Origin of the sequence: Amycolatopsis sp. M39 (assembly GCF_001651785.1) — a bacterium.
GTDB lineage: Bacteria > Actinomycetota > Actinomycetes > Mycobacteriales > Pseudonocardiaceae > Amycolatopsis > Amycolatopsis rubida.
On the sequence record NZ_LWSF01000039.1, the window covers coordinates 20,857 to 38,831 of the forward strand.

19 protein-coding genes are annotated in these 17,975 nt (G+C 69.9%); 5 read left to right on the top strand and 14 right to left on the bottom strand.

Annotation, left to right across the window (positions count from 1 at the left end; translation table 11 throughout):
* Nucleotides 1-27: 27 nt before the first annotated feature.
* Complete coding sequence (locus tag A4R44_RS42795; RefSeq protein ID WP_067594752.1) at nucleotides 28-822, bottom strand: HAD-IIA family hydrolase; 795 nt, start codon at nucleotides 820-822, stop codon at nucleotides 28-30.
* A gap of 676 nt (nucleotides 823-1,498) precedes the next feature.
* Here A4R44_RS42795 and A4R44_RS42800 point away from each other — a divergent pair.
* A complete protein-coding gene (locus A4R44_RS42800) occupies nucleotides 1,499-2,539 on the top strand; it encodes a multicopper oxidase domain-containing protein (protein WP_232792049.1) in 1,041 nt (346 codons plus the stop codon).
* Between the two features lie 91 nt (nucleotides 2,540-2,630).
* On the opposite strand, the gene A4R44_RS42805 is transcribed toward A4R44_RS42800, so the two are convergent.
* The 5 genes from A4R44_RS42805 to A4R44_RS42825 are packed head-to-tail and all read right to left on the bottom strand — an operon-like array spanning nucleotide 2,631 to nucleotide 6,229.
* Complete coding sequence (locus A4R44_RS42805; protein WP_067594755.1) at nucleotides 2,631-3,710, bottom strand: sulfate/molybdate ABC transporter ATP-binding protein; 1,080 nt, start codon at nucleotides 3,708-3,710, stop codon at nucleotides 2,631-2,633.
* Nucleotides 3,707-4,474 carry an ABC transporter permease gene (locus A4R44_RS42810; protein ID WP_067594823.1) on the bottom strand — a complete coding sequence of 256 codons (768 nt, stop codon included), beginning with the start codon at nucleotides 4,472-4,474 and terminating at the stop codon, nucleotides 3,707-3,709. Before A4R44_RS42810 ends, A4R44_RS42805 begins: the two co-directional genes overlap by 4 nt.
* A 55-nt stretch (nucleotides 4,475-4,529) precedes the next feature.
* On the bottom strand, nucleotides 4,530-5,336 hold the full coding sequence (gene modA, locus A4R44_RS42815) for a molybdate ABC transporter substrate-binding protein (protein ID WP_067594758.1): 807 nt from the start codon (nucleotides 5,334-5,336) through the stop codon (nucleotides 4,530-4,532).
* The gene (locus A4R44_RS42820) at nucleotides 5,333-5,737 is read right to left on the bottom strand and encodes a molybdopterin-binding protein (RefSeq protein ID WP_067594761.1); all 405 of its coding nucleotides are present in this window, start codon (nucleotides 5,735-5,737) and stop codon (nucleotides 5,333-5,335) included. Before A4R44_RS42820 ends, modA begins: the two co-directional genes overlap by 4 nt.
* 33 nt (nucleotides 5,738-5,770) lie before the next feature.
* Nucleotides 5,771-6,229: a MarR family transcriptional regulator gene (locus A4R44_RS42825; RefSeq protein WP_067594764.1), complete on the bottom strand. Its 459-nt coding sequence runs from the start codon at nucleotides 6,227-6,229 to the stop codon at nucleotides 5,771-5,773.
* A gap of 86 nt (nucleotides 6,230-6,315) precedes the next feature.
* Between A4R44_RS42825 and moaA the strand changes: the two genes are divergently transcribed.
* From moaA to A4R44_RS42840, 3 genes are all read left to right on the top strand, one after another.
* Complete coding sequence (gene moaA / locus A4R44_RS42830; protein ID WP_067594767.1) at nucleotides 6,316-7,380, top strand: GTP 3',8-cyclase MoaA; 1,065 nt, start codon at nucleotides 6,316-6,318, stop codon at nucleotides 7,378-7,380.
* A 4-nt stretch (nucleotides 7,381-7,384) separates the two neighbouring features.
* A complete protein-coding gene (locus A4R44_RS42835; protein WP_067594770.1) occupies nucleotides 7,385-7,666 on the top strand; it encodes a MoaD/ThiS family protein in 282 nt (93 codons plus the stop codon).
* 664 nt (nucleotides 7,667-8,330) lie between these two features.
* Nucleotides 8,331-8,963: a transglycosylase family protein gene (locus tag A4R44_RS42840; RefSeq protein ID WP_067594773.1), complete on the top strand. Its 633-nt coding sequence runs from the start codon at nucleotides 8,331-8,333 to the stop codon at nucleotides 8,961-8,963.
* A gap of 124 nt (nucleotides 8,964-9,087) precedes the next feature.
* Here A4R44_RS42840 and A4R44_RS42845 read toward each other — a convergent pair whose 3' ends face one another.
* The 4 genes from A4R44_RS42845 to A4R44_RS42860 form a co-directional block, all read right to left on the bottom strand.
* Complete coding sequence (locus A4R44_RS42845; protein WP_067594776.1) at nucleotides 9,088-10,011, bottom strand: molybdenum cofactor biosynthesis protein MoaE; 924 nt, start codon at nucleotides 10,009-10,011, stop codon at nucleotides 9,088-9,090.
* Entirely contained in the window at nucleotides 10,008-10,478 is a 471-nt protein-coding gene (gene moaC / locus A4R44_RS42850) for a cyclic pyranopterin monophosphate synthase MoaC (protein ID WP_093572657.1), read from the bottom strand. Before moaC ends, A4R44_RS42845 begins: the two co-directional genes overlap by 4 nt.
* A gap of 96 nt (nucleotides 10,479-10,574) precedes the next feature.
* On the bottom strand, nucleotides 10,575-11,969 hold the full coding sequence (locus A4R44_RS42855) for an NAD-dependent malic enzyme (RefSeq protein ID WP_067594779.1): 1,395 nt from the start codon (nucleotides 11,967-11,969) through the stop codon (nucleotides 10,575-10,577).
* 147 nt (nucleotides 11,970-12,116) lie between these two features.
* Nucleotides 12,117-12,296, bottom strand: coding sequence for a hypothetical protein (locus A4R44_RS42860; RefSeq protein ID WP_037807827.1), 180 nt, complete (start codon nucleotides 12,294-12,296; stop codon nucleotides 12,117-12,119).
* 92 nt (nucleotides 12,297-12,388) lie between these two features.
* Here A4R44_RS42860 and A4R44_RS42865 point away from each other — a divergent pair, with 92 nt between their 5' ends.
* On the top strand, nucleotides 12,389-14,629 hold the full coding sequence (locus A4R44_RS42865; protein ID WP_067594782.1) for a helicase-associated domain-containing protein: 2,241 nt from the start codon (nucleotides 12,389-12,391) through the stop codon (nucleotides 14,627-14,629).
* Nucleotides 14,630-14,752: 123 nt separating this feature from the next.
* Here the strand turns inward: A4R44_RS42865 and A4R44_RS42870 are convergent, their stop codons facing one another.
* The 4 genes from A4R44_RS42870 to A4R44_RS42885 all read right to left on the bottom strand — a co-directional run bounded on the left by A4R44_RS42870 (nucleotide 14,753) and on the right by A4R44_RS42885 (nucleotide 17,971).
* The gene (locus tag A4R44_RS42870) at nucleotides 14,753-15,730 is read right to left on the bottom strand and encodes a DUF742 domain-containing protein (protein ID WP_067594785.1); all 978 of its coding nucleotides are present in this window, start codon (nucleotides 15,728-15,730) and stop codon (nucleotides 14,753-14,755) included.
* Between the two features lie 3 nt (nucleotides 15,731-15,733).
* Nucleotides 15,734-16,165: a roadblock/LC7 domain-containing protein gene (locus A4R44_RS42875; RefSeq protein WP_009083953.1), complete on the bottom strand. Its 432-nt coding sequence runs from the start codon at nucleotides 16,163-16,165 to the stop codon at nucleotides 15,734-15,736.
* A gap of 452 nt (nucleotides 16,166-16,617) precedes the next feature.
* Nucleotides 16,618-17,223: an ATP/GTP-binding protein gene (locus A4R44_RS42880; protein WP_067594789.1), complete on the bottom strand. Its 606-nt coding sequence runs from the start codon at nucleotides 17,221-17,223 to the stop codon at nucleotides 16,618-16,620.
* The gene (locus A4R44_RS42885; RefSeq protein WP_067594792.1) at nucleotides 17,204-17,971 is read right to left on the bottom strand and encodes a DUF742 domain-containing protein; all 768 of its coding nucleotides are present in this window, start codon (nucleotides 17,969-17,971) and stop codon (nucleotides 17,204-17,206) included. Before A4R44_RS42885 ends, A4R44_RS42880 begins: the two co-directional genes overlap by 20 nt.
* Nucleotides 17,972-17,975 lie beyond the last annotated feature (4 nt).

Consider the following 17,975-nt stretch of genomic DNA (forward strand, 5'->3'; position numbering starts at 1 on the left):
TATGCCCTGATCCCGGGCGGTGGGCGGTCAGCCTTCGCCGAACGGGTCGAGCGTTCGCCCGATCAGGTCGGCGACCGAGCCGATCACCTTCGTCGGCCGGTACGGGTAGTTCTCCACCGACTCCTCGTTCGAGATGCCGGTGAGCACCAGGATGGTCTGCAGCCCGGCCTCGATCCCGGAGTGCACGTCGGTGTCCATCCGGTCGCCGATCATGAGCGTCGACTCCGAATGCGCGCCCAGCCGCCGCAGCGCGGACCGCATCATCAGCGGGTTCGGCTTGCCGACGTAGTACGGCGAGCGGCCGGTGGCCCGCTCGATCAGCGCCGCGACGGACCCGGTGGCCGGCATCGAGCCCTCGACGCTCGGGCCGGTCGCGTCCGGGTTCGTCGCGATGAATTTCGCGCCGCCTTCGATCAGCCGGATCGCGCGCGTGATCGCGCTGAAGCTGTACGTGCGGGTCTCGCCGAGCACGACGTAGTCCGGGTCGCGTTCGGTCAGCACGTAGCCGACCTCGTGCAGCGCCGTGGTGAGCCCGGCCTCGCCGATCACGAACGCCGAGCCGTTCGGCCGCTGCGACGCGAGGAACTTCGCGGTCGCCAGCGCCGAGGTCCAGATCGACTCCTCGGGGATGTCCAAACCGGTGCGCAGCAGCCGGGCCCGCAAGTCGCGCGGGGTGTAGATCGAGTTATTGGTGAGCACCAGGAAATCGATATCGTTGCTTCGCAGTTCGTCGAGGAACTCGTCCGCCCCCGGGACGAGGTGTTCCTCCTTGACCAGCACACCGTCCATGTCGGAGAGATACGTCCACCGGCCTTCGCTCATGCGCGAAAACCTATCACGCACGCGAGGCACCTGCGGCATCCGACGAAAACGGCTACCGTGGAAATTGCCGGTAATGTGAGGGGAGTCGCGCGACCGGTTACCGAGGGGGTTCGGGGGAATATTTGCCGTAAGCTCCGGCGTATTCGCCGTTCCGCAATTATTCCTGCCCCTTTTATCGAAGGGGGAACAACCTGATGACCGAAATCGTCGGCCACTGCGGGACCGATCGCCGGGCCGAACTGGGGGCTCACCAAGTTCCTTGGCCCGCTGCCGGTTCCGCCGGTGATCACCATTCCGATGGCGGCGAAGCGGCAACGGCTGCGCTCACAATTACCGCCGAGTACACTGTGGACTTATGCCGGACATTTCCCGGGGCCGACAATCGAAGTGCGCAGCGGAAAACAACTGCGGATTTCCTGGTCGAGCGAAATAGCCGGAAAGGTCCCGTTGGTCGCCGTGCGGGGACCTGCACGGCGCCCGCACCAACGCGAGCAACGACGGGTGGGCGCACAACGCCGGCCTGGCCGGTCTGCACCTGATCCGCGACGACGAGAAGGACGAGCTCGACCTGCCCAGCGGCGATCGCGAGCTCCCGCTGATCCTGACCGGCCGCAACCTCGACACCGACCCGGCGACCGGAGCACTCACCGGGCAGCTGCTGTACAAGTTCCGGTACGTGCCGAACGGGCCGATGATCCCGTTCTCCGGTCCGTTCACGCTGGTCAACGGCGTGATCTGGCCGCACCTCGACGGCAGTGCGCGGTGGTACCGCTTCCGGCTGCTCAACGCGGCCGACGAGCGGTTCTTCACGCTGAACCTGGTCGACGAGAACAACGTGCCGCGGAACGACGCCGTCCGCCTGACCGTCGCGCCCGCCGAGCGGTTCGACATGCTGATCGACTTCAGCCGGTTCAAGCTGCGCAACGCCGATCCGCGCCTCGGCGGGGTCGAACCGGACGTCCTGGAGTTCCGGGTGGACAGCCGCGCGCGGCACGATTCGTTCGAGGTGCCCGCAAAGCTCTCGTCCTCGCATGTCCGGATCAAGCACGGTTCGACGCTGCCGGAGGACCACGACCACGTCTGGGTCGCGCTGCTGCTCAACGCCAGCGGCCATCCGGAGATGTGGGACCTCGAACAGGTCGGGCCGAAGACGTTCCGGATGGCGGGCCGGATCTTCGACGACACCACCGGCATCTTCGTCAACCACGGCAAATGGGCCGTGTGGAACATCGTGCACGTCGCGAACGGCGGTCCCGCGCATCCGTTCCACATTCACCTGACCGAATTCCAGGCACTCTTCCGCCGCGGCTTCACCACGCCGTTCGACCCGGCCGCCGAGCGCACGGCCAAGCCGATCGACGGGTTCGCCGATCTCCCGCTGGAGAAGAACGAGCAGGGGTGGAAGGACACGATCATCGTGGACCCGGGACAGTGGGTGAGCGTCACGGGCCAGTTCAGCGGCGGCACTGGCGAGTTCATGTACCACTGCCACATCCTCGACCACGAGGACGAAGGCATGGATGCGGCCGTTCGTCGTGCACCCGCCCGAGGTGGCGAAGTTCCACGTCCATCCGGGCGGCGGCCACCACCACGGCGGCTGACCGGGATCCGCCCCAATGGGGCTTGGGGGCGCTGGGTGGCGGGTTCGCTGTCGCATTGCCCGCCAGCGCGATGGGGAGCACCGGCCGGACGACTCCGCTCCCGTAGTTGTCCGTGAAGGGCTCCTTGCCGGAATCGCATTCCCGCAAGGAGCGTTTCACGGACAACCTCGCGCACCAGGTCCCGACGCCTCGCCGGGAAGACGAGGGTCAGGAGGCTGCGGCCGGGTGCACCGCCACGGTCGCGGCCTTCACCGACAGCGCCACCGCCGACCCAGGCTCCAGTGCGAGTTCCGCGACGGCTGCCGGGGTCAGGTCGGCGGTCAGGCCGTGTGCCCAGCCGCTGCCCTCGGTCCGGACGCGGATCACCGGCCCATGCGGTTCCAGGGCCGCGACGACGGCGTCGGTCGTGTTGCGCGGGCTGCCCTGGTGCTCGCCGTCGTGCGGGTAAACCGCGACCGCGTTCGGTGCGAACACCGCGACCGCCGCCTCGCCCACCACGGTGTCCGGCGTCAGCAAACCCCTCACCACATCACCGGACAGGGTGCGCAATCCGTCGTCCACCGCCACTCCGGACACCAGGTTCAACCCGGCGATCCGCGCGGTGAACGGCGTCCGCGGCGCGGCCAGCACCTCCCGCGTCGGGCCGCGTTCGACGATCCGGCCGCCGTTCATCACCGCCACGTGGTCGGCAAGAGCCAACGCGTCCAGCGGGTCATGGGTCACCAGCACCGTCGTCGGGCCGTCGCGCAACACTCGGCGCAGCAAACCGCGGATCGCCGGGGCCGAGTCCACGTCGAGCGCGGCGAACGGTTCGTCCAGCAACAGCAGGTCCGGTGCGGAAGCCAGCGCTCGCGCGATCGCCACCCGCTGCTGCTGCCCGCCGGACAGCTGGCTCGGCCGTCGGTTCGCGAACTCCGCCGCGTCCACTTCGGCCAGCCACCGCGAGGCGATCGTCCGCGCTTCCGTCCGGCCGGTACCGGTCGAGCGCGGCGAGAACGCGACATTGTCCCTTGCGGACAGATGCGGGAACAGCAATGCGTCCTGCGACAGCAGGCCGATCCGCCGGTCGTGCGGCGGCAGGTCGACCCCGTTCCCGGCCAGCCGCCGGTCGGCGAGCGTGACGTCGGCCGAGGTCACCGGCAACAGACCGGCGAGGCTGCCGAGGACAGTGGACTTCCCGGAGCCGTTGGGCCCGAGCAGCGCGAGCACGGTGCCGCCGGGCACGGTGAACTCGACGTCGAGCGAGAACTCGCCGCGGGTCAGCGCCAGCTTCGCCGACAGGGTCACCGCAGCCCGCCTTCCCACGACCGCGGCCGCGCGACCGCGATGACCAGGACCGCGACCACGATGAGCAGCAACGCGAGCGCGACCGCGCTGTCGATGTCCACTTCGGCCTGCGTGTAGACCTCAAGCGGCAGCGTCCGGGTCACACCTTCCAGGCTGCCCGCGAACGTGATGGTCGCGCCGAACTCCCCCAGCGCGCGAGCGAAGCTCAGCACCACGCCGGAGCCCAGCGCGGGCAGCAGCAGCGGCAGCGTCACCCGGCGGAACACCGTCCACGGGCGTGCACCGAGCGTCGAAGCGACCTGTTCGTAGCGGTCGCCGGAGCCGCGCAGTGCGCCTTCCAGGCTGACGACGAGGAACGGCATCGCCACGAACGTCTGCGCGATGACCACCGCGGCCGTCGTGAACGGCACCTGCTCGCCGGTCAGCCAGTTGATCAAGATGCCGAGGAAACCCTTGCGGCCCAGCAGGTACAGCAGGGCCAGGCCGCCGACCACCGGCGGCAGCACGAGCGGAAGCAGCACGATCGAACGCAGCATCCGCACGCCCGGCACCCGGGAGCGGGCCAGCACGATCGCCAGCGGAACGCCGAGCACCACACAGGCCACTGTGGACAGTGCGGCGGTCACCAGCGACAGCCGCAGCGCGTTCAGCGACGAGGACGTGATCAGCAGCGACGGCAGCCGGGTCAGATCGGACCGCACGAGCAGACCGACGACCGGCAGCACCACGAGCGCGAGCGCGGCGACGGCGGGGAACCAGAGGATCAGGGGCACGCGGGCGTGCGGCGGCCGAGTCTCGGCCGCCGCACCCGAACGCGCCCTACTTGCCCGGGCCAAACCCGATCTTGCTCAGCTCGGCCTTGCCCTGCGCGCCAAGGATGAAGTCGGTGAACTCCTTCGCCAGCGCCGCCTGCGGAGCGTTCTTGACAACCGCGATCGGGTACTGGTTCACCGCGCCCGAAGACTCCGGGAAGTCGACCTTGTCCACTTTGCCCGCCGCCGACGTCGCGTCGGTGACGTACACCAGCCCGGCGTCAGCGTCGCCCGACTGGACCTTGGCCAGCACCTGCTTGACGTTCGTCTCCTCGCTCACCGGCTTGAGCGAGGTCTTGGTGGTCTGCTCGACCTTCTGCGTGGCCGAACCGCACGGCACCTGCTGCGCGCACACGACCACGTTCAGACCGGGCTTGGTCAGGTCGGCGAAGGTCTTGATGCCCTTCGGGTTCCCCTTGGCCACGGCGATCGCGAGCTTGTTGGTGGCGAAGACGGTCGGCTGGCCGTCGATCACGCCGTCCTGCACGGCCTTGTCCATGTTCTTCTGGTCGGCCGAGGCGAACACGTCGGCCTTGGCCCCGTTGTCCAGCTTCTGCACAAGCGCGGAGGAACCCTCGTAGTCGAAGGTGACCTTGACGCCCGGGTGCGCGGCCTCGAACTGCTTGCCAAGCACGTTGAACGACTCGGTGAGCGAGGCCGCGGCGAACACGGTCAGCGTGCCGCTCGCGCCGCCCGCCGGGGCGGGAGCGGACGCGGAACCCGCACCCGGATTCGAGCTGGGCTGGTCGCCGGAACTACAGGCACTGGCGAACAGCGCGAGCGCCGCGGTACCGACGAGGGCGAGCTTCTTCATCTGGATCCTTCCGGAGTTTCCACCACGACGGTGGTCGCCTTGACGACGGCGACCGCGAGCACGCCCGGGCGCAGCCCGAGTTCGCGGACCGCCTCGGTGCTCATCAGTGACACCACTCGGTGCGCCCCGCACTGCAACTCGACCTGAGCCATCACCTTGTCGGCGACGACCTCGGTGACAAGCCCGACGAAGCGGTTGCGGGCGGAGCGGCCGACCGCCGACGGGTCGTCCGGCTCATGGGCTTGCGCCCGAGCGAACCCGGCGAGCTGAGCGCCGTCGACGACCTTGCGGCCGGCGGCGTCGTCCGTCGCGGTCAACTGACCCGCGCGGACCCACCGGCGGACGGTGTCGTCGCTTACGCCGAGCAGCCGAGCGGCCTCGGACAACCGAAATTGCGGCATGGCCGGAACATTATCCCCGCAGATGCGGAAAAGCTATGCGGGATGCGCATTTTCGCGTAACGCTTCGAGCATTGCGAACTGATAACGACCGAGAACTTTCCGTTCTGCGGAAGTGAACTCGGCGAGCACCTCGGCAAGGCGCCGCGCGACCCGCGCGGAGATCGCGTCGAGGCGTTCCCGGCCGGTGCCGGTGATCGTCACGAGCACCTTCCGGCGGTCGGTCCGGTCGCGTTCGCGGAGCACCAGACCGGACTTCTCCAGCCGGTCGAGCACACCGGTCACCGCACCCGTCGACAGGCCGGTGAGCTGCCCGATTCGGCCTGGGGTAAGGGAATCCGCGGCCTGCCCGGCGAGTTCGAGAGCCTGCAGTTCGGTCGCCGAGAGCCCTTCGAGGGCGGCGTCGCGGGCGTGCCGGAGGACGAGGTGCGTCCGCAGCTGAGCCGCCAGCGCCGCGAAGTGAGTCAGCTCACCGTTGGTCTCAGCGGTGCTCACCGAGTGCCTCCATATCGGAACCGAGGGTGGTTCGCCGGGTTTTCGCAGGACTGCCTTTTCCGGCAGCGCAAGCTATCCTGAGAGTAATGACGGCAGTAGATCTCGGGTTTCCTCGCGTCCCCGGCAACCGAGGCCCCTCCGGCACGCCCCGGCCCGAGCACCCCGGTCTTGTCGATTCCTTCGGCCGCGTCGCGACCGACCTGCGGGTCTCCCTCACCGATCGGTGCAATCTGCGCTGCACGTACTGCATGCCGGCCGAGGGCCTCGACTGGATGCCGAGCGAGCAGGTGCTCTCCGACGACGAGCTGATCCGGCTCATGCGGATCGCGGTCGAACTGCTCGGCGTCACCGACATCCGGCTGACCGGCGGCGAACCGCTGCTGCGCCCGGGCCTGGAGCACATCGTCGAGCGGGTCACCGCGCTCGAACCCCGCCCCCGGGTGTCCATGACCACCAACGGGATCGGGCTGGCCAAACGCGCCCCCGGCCTCGTCGCGGCCGGGCTCGACCGGATCAACGTGTCGCTGGACACCATCGACCGCGAGCGCTTCGCCGAGCTGACCCGCCGCGACCGGCTGCCGCACGTGCTGGCCGGCCTCGCCGCCGCCCGCGACGCCGGGCTGTCGCCGGTGAAGATCAACTCCGTGCTGATGCGCGGATACAACGAGCACGAGGCGGTTCCGCTGCTGCGGTTCTGCCTCGAAGAGGGCTACCACCTGCGGTTCATCGAGCAGATGCCGCTGGACGCGCAGCACGGCTGGAACCGCCGCGACATGATCACCGCCGAGGAGATCCTCGCGATGCTCGGCGAGTCCTTCACCCTGTCTCCGTTCCCGGCCCCGCGCGGCGGCGCGCCCGCCGAGCGCTGGCTGGTCGACGGCGGACCGGGCGACGTGGGCGTGATCGCGTCGGTGACCAGGCCGTTCTGCTCCGCCTGCGAGCGCACCCGGCTGACCGCCGACGGCGCCGTCCGCTCCTGCCTGTTCTCGAATGACGAGACGGACCTGCGTTCCCTCGTGCGCGCGGGCGCGCGCGATGAGGAGGTGGCGGACGCGTGGCGCGACACGATGTGGCGCAAACTCGCGGGCCACGAGATCAACGAGGCCGGCTTCGCGCAGCCGATCCGGCCGATGAGCGCGATCGGCGGTTGAGCCCATGACCTCTCCTTCTTTGTCCGCTTCCCCGGTGACGGTCGTCGTCCGGTACTTCGCCTCGGCGCGGGCCGCGGCGGGCACCGAGGAGGAGAAGGTGGAGCTGGCGGCGGGCGCGACGGTGACCGACGCCGTCCAGGCGCTGCGCGAGCTGCACCCCGGGCAACTTTCCCGCGTGCTCGACGCGGCGAGCTTCCTGGTCAACGAGGTGGCGGTCCGCGATCGTGGCCGCGCGCTCGGTGACGGATCCCACCTGGACGTCCTCCCGCCGTTCGCCGGCGGATGAGCTCCCGGGAAAGCCCCCGTTCACCCGGCTGAGCGCCGCGTGAGCGGCCGGAGCTGCGACTTCCGGCCGATTGGTCCGGACCACGGCGAATGGCGGCACTGGCGCGCTGAGCGGTCATTGCTCTTTATCCCTACGCTCCGAAGTGTTTCGCTCACGGCGTATTCGGGCAACTCAAAGAACCACTCGGCGGGCAGTGGCCGCCGGTTGACGAGTGGTTTAGGGTGCCCGGCCTTATCTGCTACGAATGGACCCTTGACGCGTTATCGACGTGACCCAAGCCTCACGATCCGTGAAATATCTCGGCAAGAAAACGGCCAGATAACGGCGCTCTGACCTGCTAAAACAGGTGGATCGAGGGAGGTTGCGTGCCGTTACTGTGACGTAGGTCACAGCTCGAATGATTTCCGATCACGCTCGGAATTACGTACCGTCGCTTTTCGGTTGGCCCCGACCGACCAAGCAACACCGGGAATCCGTAGCGCCCAGCTCTGTCCAACGGATCCCCGGACCCATACCCCGAGCGAAAGCATTTCCGGACAGAGACGAGGGGACGAAGACGGCGCGTCGTGCGACGTCCGCGTCAGCCGCCCGGCAACGGGCGGACGGGCTCCCAACCCGACCCGCAGCATTAAGCTCGTAGGCGCAGGAATCGAGAAGTTTTCAGATGTCTTACCGAGGCAAGCACCGCAAGATGTCCGCCGCCACCCGCACCATTGCCCGTGTCGCAGTCGCGGGTATCGCGGTCGGCGCCCCCCTCGCGATCGCCGCGACCCCCGCGTCGGCGACCAACTGGGACGCCATCGCGCAGTGCGAGAGCGGCGGCAACTGGAACACCAACACCGGAAACGGCTACTACGGTGGTCTCCAGTTCACCCAGAGCACCTGGAAGGCCTACGGCGGCACCGGCAGCCCGCAGGGCGCGTCGCGTGACCAGCAGATCGCCGTCGCCGAGCGCGTCATGCAGGGCCAGGGCCCCGGCGCGTGGCCCGTGTGCAGCAAGAAGGCCGGCAGCTCGGCCTCCTCGCACAAGGCGACCCCGAAGAAGAGCACCGCCACCAAGAAGGCGACCCCGAAGAGCGTCGCCCCGAAGAAGCAGAAGGTCACCCAGCCGGTGGCCGCGCTGGTGGCGAACTCCAACCCGAACGGTGACTACACCGTCAAGGCTGGCGACACGCTCTCGAAGATCGCCAAGGAGCACGGCGTCCAGGGCGGCTTCCAGAAGCTGCAGGACCTGAACAAGCAGTACGTGTCGAACGCGAACTTCATCGTGGTCGGCCAGAAGCTCGCCACCAAGTGAACCCTGGCCTCCTCGTGAGGCTGGTTCCGGCGCAGCAGCTGCTGTGACAGAACGCCCGAAGGGCCCCACCGCGTCAAATCCCCTGGCGGTGGGGCCCTTCGTCGTGTCCGGGCTCGTGAGCAGTTCAGGGAGAGTTGACCCACTCGTCAGTTCCGTCGGTGAAGTGCTGGTGCTTCCACACCGGAAGCCGCGCCTTCACCTCGTCCACCAGCTCCGCGCACGCGGTGAACGCCTGGCCGCGGTGCTCGGCGGCGACCGCGCAGGCGAGCGCGACGTCGCCGATCGTCAGCGCGCCGACGCGATGGCTCACCGCCACCGCCCGCACGCCCTTCCAGCGCACCGCCAGGTCGTTGACCACCTCGGCGAGCACGTCTCGGGCTGTCGGGTGGCCTTCGTAGGCCAGATCGCGCACACCCTTGCCGCCGTCGTGGTCGCGGACCACGCCGGAGAACGTGACCACGGCGCCCGCCGCGGCGTCCTCCACCAGTCGCGCGTGTTCCTCGACCGACAGCGGCTGGTCGCTCACGTCCGTCCGCAGAATCCGGACCGCGGGACCCGACGGCGTCGCCTCGCGCGGGTGGTCTCCGCCAGCCAGCTGGTCCACCGCGTGCGCGAGAATGTCCTCCAGCACCCGCAGACCGTCCTTCACGCCGCCGCTCGACCCCGGAAGGTTCACCACGAGGGTCCGGCCCGCGACTCCGGCCACGCCGCGCGAGAGCACCGCCGTGGGCACCTTCGGCAGTCCGGCCGCGCGGATCGCGTCCGCGACGCCAGGCAGCTCGTAATCCAGCACCGCACGGGTGACGTCCGGGGTCCGGTCGGTCGGCGAGATGCCGGTGCCGCCGGTCGTGAGGATCACCTGGACGCCGTCGGACACCGCGGCCCGCAGCGCGACGCCCACCGGGTCGCCGTCCTCGACGACGTCCGGCGGCGGCACGTCGTAGCCGCGCTCGGCCAGCCAGGCGACGAGCACTGGGCCGGTCTTGTCCTCGTAGACGCCTCGCGCGGCACGATTCGACGCGACGATGACGCGCGCGGTCTTGGTCATGGCCGCTCCCAGGTCCCGGTCTTGCCGCCGTCCTTGCGGAGCAGCCGCACGTTGTCGAGCGTCGCGGCCGGGTCGACAGCTTTGATCATGTCGTGCAGGGTCAGCCCGGCGACCGCGACGGCGGTGAGCGCCTCCATCTCGACCCCGGTGACGTCCTTGGTCTTGGCCGTCGCGCTGATGTGCACGGCGGTCCCGGCCAGTTCGAACTCCACCTTGACCCCGGACAGCGCGATCTGATGGCACAGCGGGATCAGCTCGGGCACCCGCTTGGCACCCATGATCCCGGCGATCCGCGCGGTCGCCAGCGCGTCGCCCTTGGGCAGGCCGTTGGCCGAAAGCAGGCCGACGACCTCCGCCGTGGTGTGGACGGTCCCGCCGGCCAGCGCGGTGCGCGCGGACGCGGTCTTGCCGGAGACGTCGACCATCCGGGCGGCCCCGGACTCGTCGACGTGGCTGAGTTCACTCACGCCCGCGAGGCTACTGCGCAACTTCGCCCGAAGTCCGGGAAGGGCTCCTTGGAGGAATCTGATTCCCGCAAGGAGCCCTTCCCGGACAGAGCGAGGCTATTGCCCGCGTTCGGCGCGGACCGCGTTGCGCACTGCTTCGGCGACCGCCGGGGCCACCGCGCTGTCGAAGACGCTCGGCACGATGAACGACGCGTTGAGCTTGCCGTTGTCCACCACGTCGGCGATCGCGTCGGAGGCGGCCAGCAGCATGTTGTCGTCGATGTTGTGCGCGGCGGCGTCGAGCAGGCCGCGGAAGACGCCGGGGAAGGCCAGGACGTTGTTGATCTGGTTCGGGAAGTCGCTGCGGCCGGTGGCGACGACCGCGGCGTGCTTCTGCGCCTCCAGCGGGTCGATCTCCGGGTCCGGGTTGGCCAGCGCGAAGACGACGGCGTCGTCGTTCATCGTGGCGACCTGCTCCGCGCCGAAGAGGTTCGGGGCCGAGACGCCGATGAAGACGTCCGCGCCGACCAGCGCGTCGTGCAGGGTGCCGGACTCGCCGCCCTTGTTCGTGTGCTCGGCGATCCAGGTCAGGTTGTCGTCGAGGTTGCCGCGGTCGGGGTAGACGATGCCGTCGATGTCGGCGGCCACGATGTCGCCCGGGTTCTTGCGCAGCAGCAGGCGGATGATCGCGGACCCGGCCGCGCCGACGCCGCTGACCACGATCTTGCAGTCCTCGATGCTTTTCCCGACCACGCGCAAGGCGTTGCGCAGCGCGGCGACCACGACGATCGCGGTGCCGTGCTGGTCGTCGTGGAAGACCGGGATGTCCAGCTGCTCGCGCAGCCGCTTCTCGATCTCGAAGCAGCGCGGCGCGGCGATGTCCTCAAGGTTGATGCCCGCGTACACCGGCGCGAGCGCCTTCGCGATCATGATGATCTCTTCGGTGTCCTGGGTGTCCAGGCAGACCGGCCACGCGTCGACGTCGGCGAACTTCTTGAACAGCGCCGCCTTGCCCTCCATCACCGGCAGCGCGGCCGCCGGGCCGATGTTGCCGAGGCCGAGCACGGCGGAGCCGTCGGTGAGCACCGCGACGGTGTTGCGCTTGATGGTCAGCCGGCGCGCGTCCTCGGGGTTCGCGGCGATCGCCTGGCACACCCGCGCGACGCCCGGTGTGTAGGCGCGGGAAAGGTCGTCACGGTTGCGGAGCGCGACCTTGGGGCTGACCTCGATCTTGCCGCCGAGGTGGATCAGGAACGTCCGGTCCGAGACCTTGCGCACGCGCACGCCCGGCAGCGAATCGAGCGCCGCGGTGATGTCCTGCGCGTGGTTTTCCGAGAGCGCGTTGGCGCTGATGTCGATCACGATCGTGTCCGCGTGCGACTCGACGACGTCGAACGCCGTCAGCACGCCGCCGACGCGGCCGACCGCGGTGGTGAGATCACCCGCGGCCGTGGACGAGGCCGGGGCCTCGACCCGGACGGTGATCGAATACCCGGGACCGGGAACCGGCATGACACGTACTCCCCGCAGGTGGTGTGGGTTCGGACGGCTCGAATCTAGTCCGGTGACCCGCGCCACCCCACCCCAACCGGGTGACTGACCGGTAACTTCAGGTTCGGGGGCACCGCTTCGGCGGCGCTCCCGAACCCGGTCCGCAGGTCAGCGGTTGATCTCGGTCTCCGGGTGCACGTACGGCACCTGCTCAAGCGGGAAAGCCAGGTCACCGAACGGCGAAAGCGCTCCCTGCCGGTCCGAGGACAGCTCGGTGACCGGGTGCTCGCCCGGTTCGCCCGGCCACGTCGGGTCGATGCCCTTGCTCTGCTTGTCGCCCTTCGCCACTGCTTCCTCCGAGGCCCTCGTCCGGCAAACTCGACCACAGTCTGCCCGAACACGTCTCGTGCGCGCGCACCCGCCCGGTATCCTGGGTGTCTATGCCCGCGACCTCTCTGGCGGACTGGCTGCGTGCGGAGTCCGACGACGCACTCGCCGAATTGCTGCGCACGCGTCGCGATTTGTCCACCCCTCCTCCGTCCGACACCACTGTGCTCGCCACCCGTGCGGGCACGCCGGGATCGGTCGCCCGCGCCTGCGAAGACCTCGATACGTTCACCCTCGCGGTGATCGACGCGCTGCTGGTCGCCGGTGCGGACGTCGAGCCGAAGCCGGTGTCCGCGGTGACGGCGCTGGTCGGCCGTGAGGTGAGCGAACCGCTCGCCCGGCTGCGCGCTCGGGCGCTCGTCTGGGGCACCGACGACGAGTTGCGGGTACCGCCCGCGGCCCGCGACGCGCTCGGTCCGTTCCCAGCCGGGCTCGGCGCGCCATCTCCCGCATTGGCCGCCACCGACATCGGCGCGCGGCTCGCGGAGGTCGGCGACGACGAGCGAGCCGTGCTCACCGCGCTGGCCGCCGGGCCGCCGATCGGCCGCACCCGCGACGCGAGCTTCGACGTCGGGCTGTCCGACGCGGCCACACCGGTGCAGAAGCTCCTCGCGCGCGGTCTGCTGCTGCGCCGCGACGACCAGACCGTCGAGCTGCCTCGGGAACTCGGCCTCCTGCTGCGCGGCGGGCACGCGTTCGAACCGGACACGCTGGTCGAGCCGCAGCTGCCCGTCCATCCGCATCGCACGGACACGGTGGACGAAACCGCAGCCGGCGAGGCGATGGAGTTGTTGCGGCAGACGGAATCCCTGCTGCGGATGTGGTCGGATTCGCCGCCGCCGGTGCTCAAGGCGGGCGGACTCGGCGTCCGCGAACTGAAGAAGATCGCGAAAGATCTCGAAGTCGACGAGACCCGTGCGACGCTGCTCGCCGAACTGGTCGTCGGCGCGGGACTCGTTGCGGACAGCGAAAACACCGCACCCGAGTACGTGCCCACCATGCTCACCGACAGCTGGCTCGCGTCGCCTTCGGTGCAGCGGTGGATGACGCTCGCGCAGGCGTGGCTGGAACTTCCGCGGCTGCCCGGTCTCGCCGGTGGTCGCGACGCGAAGGACAAGCCGATCGCGCCGCTGTCCGAAGAGTTGCGACGACCGCTCGCGCCGGTTTCGCGGCACCGCGTGCTTTCCGCGCTGGCTGAGCTGAATCCGGGCGCAGGCGTGAAAAGTGTCGACGAGCTGGTGGCCGTGCTGGCTTGGCGCGCGCCTCGGCGAGGTGGTCGGCTGCGCGACGAAACCGTCCGCTGGACGATGGCCGAGGCGACCGCGCTGGGCCTCGTCGGCCTCGGCGCCCTCACCACCGCCACGCGGCTGCTCCTGGAGGACGACCGCCCCGGTGCGGTCGAGGCAATGCACGACGCGCTCCCCGCACCGGTCGACCACGTGCTGGTGCAAGCCGACCTGACGGTTGTCGCGCCGGGCCCGCTGGAGCCGGAACTGGCGGCGGACATGGCCGCGGTCGCGGACGTCGAATCCGCTGGCCACGCAACGGTTTACCGGGTCACCGAGCCCTCGGTGCGGCGCGCGCTGGACACCGGACGAACCGCGGACGAACTGCACGCGATGTTCCGCGCCAAGTCGGCGACCCCGGTGCCGCAAGGCCTCACGTACCTGATCGACGACGTCGCCCGCCGCCACGGACGGCTTCGCGGCGGTACCGCGGGATCGTTCCTGCGCTGCGACGACGAAGCTCTGCTCGCCGAAGTCCTCGCGAATCCGGTGGCCGCGGAGTACGACCTGCGACTGATCGCGCCGACGGTGCTGATCAGCTCCGCACCGCTGGCCGAAGTACTGGAAGCTTTGCGCGGCGCGGGTTTCGCTCCCGCGGCGGAAGGTCCAGACGGCCGGGTGGTCGACCTGCGCCCCACCGGACGACGGCTCCCCGCCCGCGCCCGCGCGGCTCGCGCCCGGCCAGGCGAACAGGCCGTGCTGACCGACGAACAGGCGACGCGGATCGTGTCGAACCTCCGCGCGGGAGACCAAGCTTCGGCCCGCCGCCGGGGTTCGGCAGTGCGCGCGCCGGGTGGCGGCGGTGCGGACACGACGGCGACACTCGACCTGCTGTCCCGCGCGACGCTCGAACAACGCGAGGTGTGGATCGGCTTCGTCGACTCCCGCGGTACGGCGAGCCAGCGCGTGGTGCGCCCGCTGCGAGTCGGCGGCGGAGTACTGGAAGGCGCGAACCATGAGCGGTATCCGTTGCACCGCATCACTTCCGCTGCGCTGGTCGAGGACTGAGGCCGCCCCGACGTGGCAGTGGGGCACTTCCGATCGGGCGAACCGAGCCGGACGGGAAGTCGAGGCTGGCGGTAGCGGCAAAACCGGTTCGGCGGAGCGGAGGCAGTACGTCGTTTCCAGCGGTCAGAGGTTGCGAAGACCCTGCAGCACCCGCTCCATGAACTCCCTCGACGAACGGTCGCCCAGCACCAGATCGGTCTGGTGCAGCATGACCAGTCCGATGTCCGCCATGTCCCCCACCAAGACCTTCACCACGCCGAGCGGCAGGTGCAGGTGCGCGGCGATCTCCGCGACCGACCGGGTGTCCAGGCACAGATCGCAGATCCGCCGGTGCTCGATCGAGCGGACCCCGCGGTAGCGGCGGCCCTCGTCACTGGTGGAGACCAGGGCCTCCAGCGCGAGGTTGTGGTCCGAGTGGGTCCGCCCGCGGGTCCGCGCGTACGGCCGCACACGCGACTTCGTCGGCTGTACCGGCGGCTCGGGCTGCGCAGCCTCCTCCTCGGACCAGAACCGGTCCAGTTCGGACACTCCGGAGGGCGGTCCGGGGTCGGCGTACCGATCGTCCACCGGGGGCTCTTCGGCCAGCGCGTGCCGGCTGCGGGTGGCCTGCTCGACGTGCTGGCGCTGGTACGCCGAGCCTTCCGGGACCACGCGATCGTCCGGGCCGGGCGAACCGGCGTACTCGTCGAAGGAATACGGGTCGTGCACCGCGGGACGGCCAGGCGGGGGTTCTTCCCAGCGGTGGTGCTGCTGAGGCTCTTCCCAGTAACCGGATTCGCCGTCCTCGACCCATTCGTAGCCCTCATCCCAGCTCTCCTCCGGAACCGGAGCGGGAGCGGGCGGCGGGGCCACCGGACGCGGGGCGACCGTCTGCCGCACCGGACGCGGCGCGGGCGCGGGCACCGGACGGCGCGCAGGCGGCTGCGCATGCCGCGCAGACGGCGGCGGTGGAGGCGTGGCCCGAGGCTGCCGATGCGGCAACCGCAGGCTCAGCGAACTCAGCTCGTACCGGCTCGGCGAGTCGTAGGACTCCCGTTCCGTGCCTTTGTGGAGGGCGTCCCAGGCACCCGTGTCCTGGTCTCCGAAACCCGAGATCTTCATCGGCTACCCCAGCACCCCGCCGCCCTGCAGCTGCGCGCGCAGCTCCGGCGTGATCTGCTCGCCGACCCGCTCGACCAGCAGGGTCATTTCGTACGCGACGGTCCCGATGTCACACGTCGGCGCGGCGAGCACGGCCAGACAGGACCCGTCCGAGACCGACATCAGGAACAAATACCCGCGTTCCATCTCGACCACGGTCTGGTTCACGCCGCCCGCCTCGAAGCACCGCGCCGCGCCCTGGGTCAGGCTGATCAGCCCGGACGCCACCGCCGAGAGCTGCTCGGCGCGTTCCTGCGGCAATCCCTCCGAAGGCGCGAGCATCAGTCCGTCCGCCGACACCAGCACCGCGTGCGCCGCACCCGGGACCCGGCGCACGAAATCCGAGATCAGCCAGCTGAACGTGCCCTGGTCCGCTGGCCGGTCGGAATCGGTCACTGCCCCTCCAAGCTCCTCGAACGCTGCCGGACGCCCGTTCGCCGCCTCGGGCCATCCTTGCCCGGCCGCGGTGAAGTCGTCGTTCCAGCGTATTCACGCACCCGGTCGTGTCGAGCGTATGCCCGGGCACGGTACGTGTCTGCCGGATGTAACGTCGCGCGAACGCATGCACAACCACGCATTCGCGGGTCACTCGGTGGTGGCGGCGGCCACCGTGCGCAGCGGGATGTCCGTGCAGGTCACCGCCGGTCCGACGCCCCGATCAGGGGCGGCCGGCCTCGGCCGCGAGGGGGCAGGACTACTCAGCCTGCCCCGCTCGGAGGCACCACTCCCCGAAGCGGGTGAAGCCCGTGGAGTTCACTCCAACGGCCGCACCCGAGCCGGGGTGTAGCAGGAATCTCGGAGTCGGCGGACGCCTCCTTCGCAGACGGCGGCGGGGACCGCGAGCGGGACTAGCCCGCCCGCAAAGCCGTGTCGTGCGCGATCGCGTGCTGCACGACCGAGATCAGCACCTGCTTCGCCGAATCCCGCTCCCGCGCGTCGCACGCCATGATCGGCACCGACGGCGAGATGGTGAGCGCGTGCCGCACGTCCTCGATCTGGTGGTGCAGCAGCCGGTCGAAGCAGTTGATCGCCACGACGTAGGGCAGCTTCCGGTTCTCGAAGAAGTCGATCGACGGGAACGCGTCCGCGAGCCGGCGCGTGTCCACCAGCACGACCGCGCCGATCGCGCCGACGGCGAGGTCGTCCCACATGAACCAGAACCGATGCTGGCCCGGCGTGCCGAACACGTACAGCACCAGGTCGGAGTCGAGCGAGATCCGGCCGAAGTCCATGGCCACCGTGGTGGTCGACTTGTTCGGCGTGGCCGACACGTCGTCGTGGCCCACGCTGGCCTCGGTCATCATGGCCTCGGTGGTCAGCGGGTCGATCTCGGAGATCGCCCCGACCATCGTCGTCTTGCCCGAACCGAACCCACCCGCGACCACGATCTTGGCCGACGAGGTCGGACCCGTATGCGGTGTGTTCGCGTCGGAGTCAAATTCTCCGAAGCCCACTGAGCACCCTTTCCATGAACTCGATACTGGGGCGGTCGCCCGAATTCGTGCTGCTGCTCGTGTGCACGAGCACCAGGCCGAGGCCCGCCACGTCACCAATCAGCACCCGCACCACGCCGAGCGGCAGCCGCAGCAGCGCGGCCACCTCGGCGACCGACCGGGTGTCGAGGCACAGGTCGCAGATCGACCGGTGCTCCGGCACCCGGACGCGGTCAAGCACCCGGCCCTGCTCGCTCGTCGACACCAGCGCCTCGATCGCGAGGTCGTAGGTCGGTTTCGTGCGCCCGCGGGTGCGGAAGTAAGGCCGGACCAGCCCGGAGGTCTCGACCTCGGCGGGCTCGTCCGCGTACTCCCTTGCCGCCTGCATCGGCAGCGCCGCGGCCAGGTCGTTCGATGACGGCCCCGGTGACCCGTCGCGTTCGGCGCTGAACGCGGCGAACTCGGCCGAGTCGTACAGCGGTCCGCTCGCCCCGCCGAACAGCTCCGAACCGGGCCCGCCGAGCAGCCGCTCGCGGTACCCGGGCACCGCGGTGATGCCCGGCTGCTGCCCGGCGTTGGAATCGGTCAGCCAGTTCGGCGGTTCGCGCACCGGCTCGGAATCCGCGGCTTGGACGTCCCTCGAACGCCATTCGCGGTCGACCCGGTCCCGGAAGGACTTCCAGTCCTCCCGGCTCTGATCCCGATCGCCCCAGCCCCCGGTGTGCTCGTCACCGAGCCGGCCGTCGCCGCGCAAGCGCCCGTCGTCCACGGTT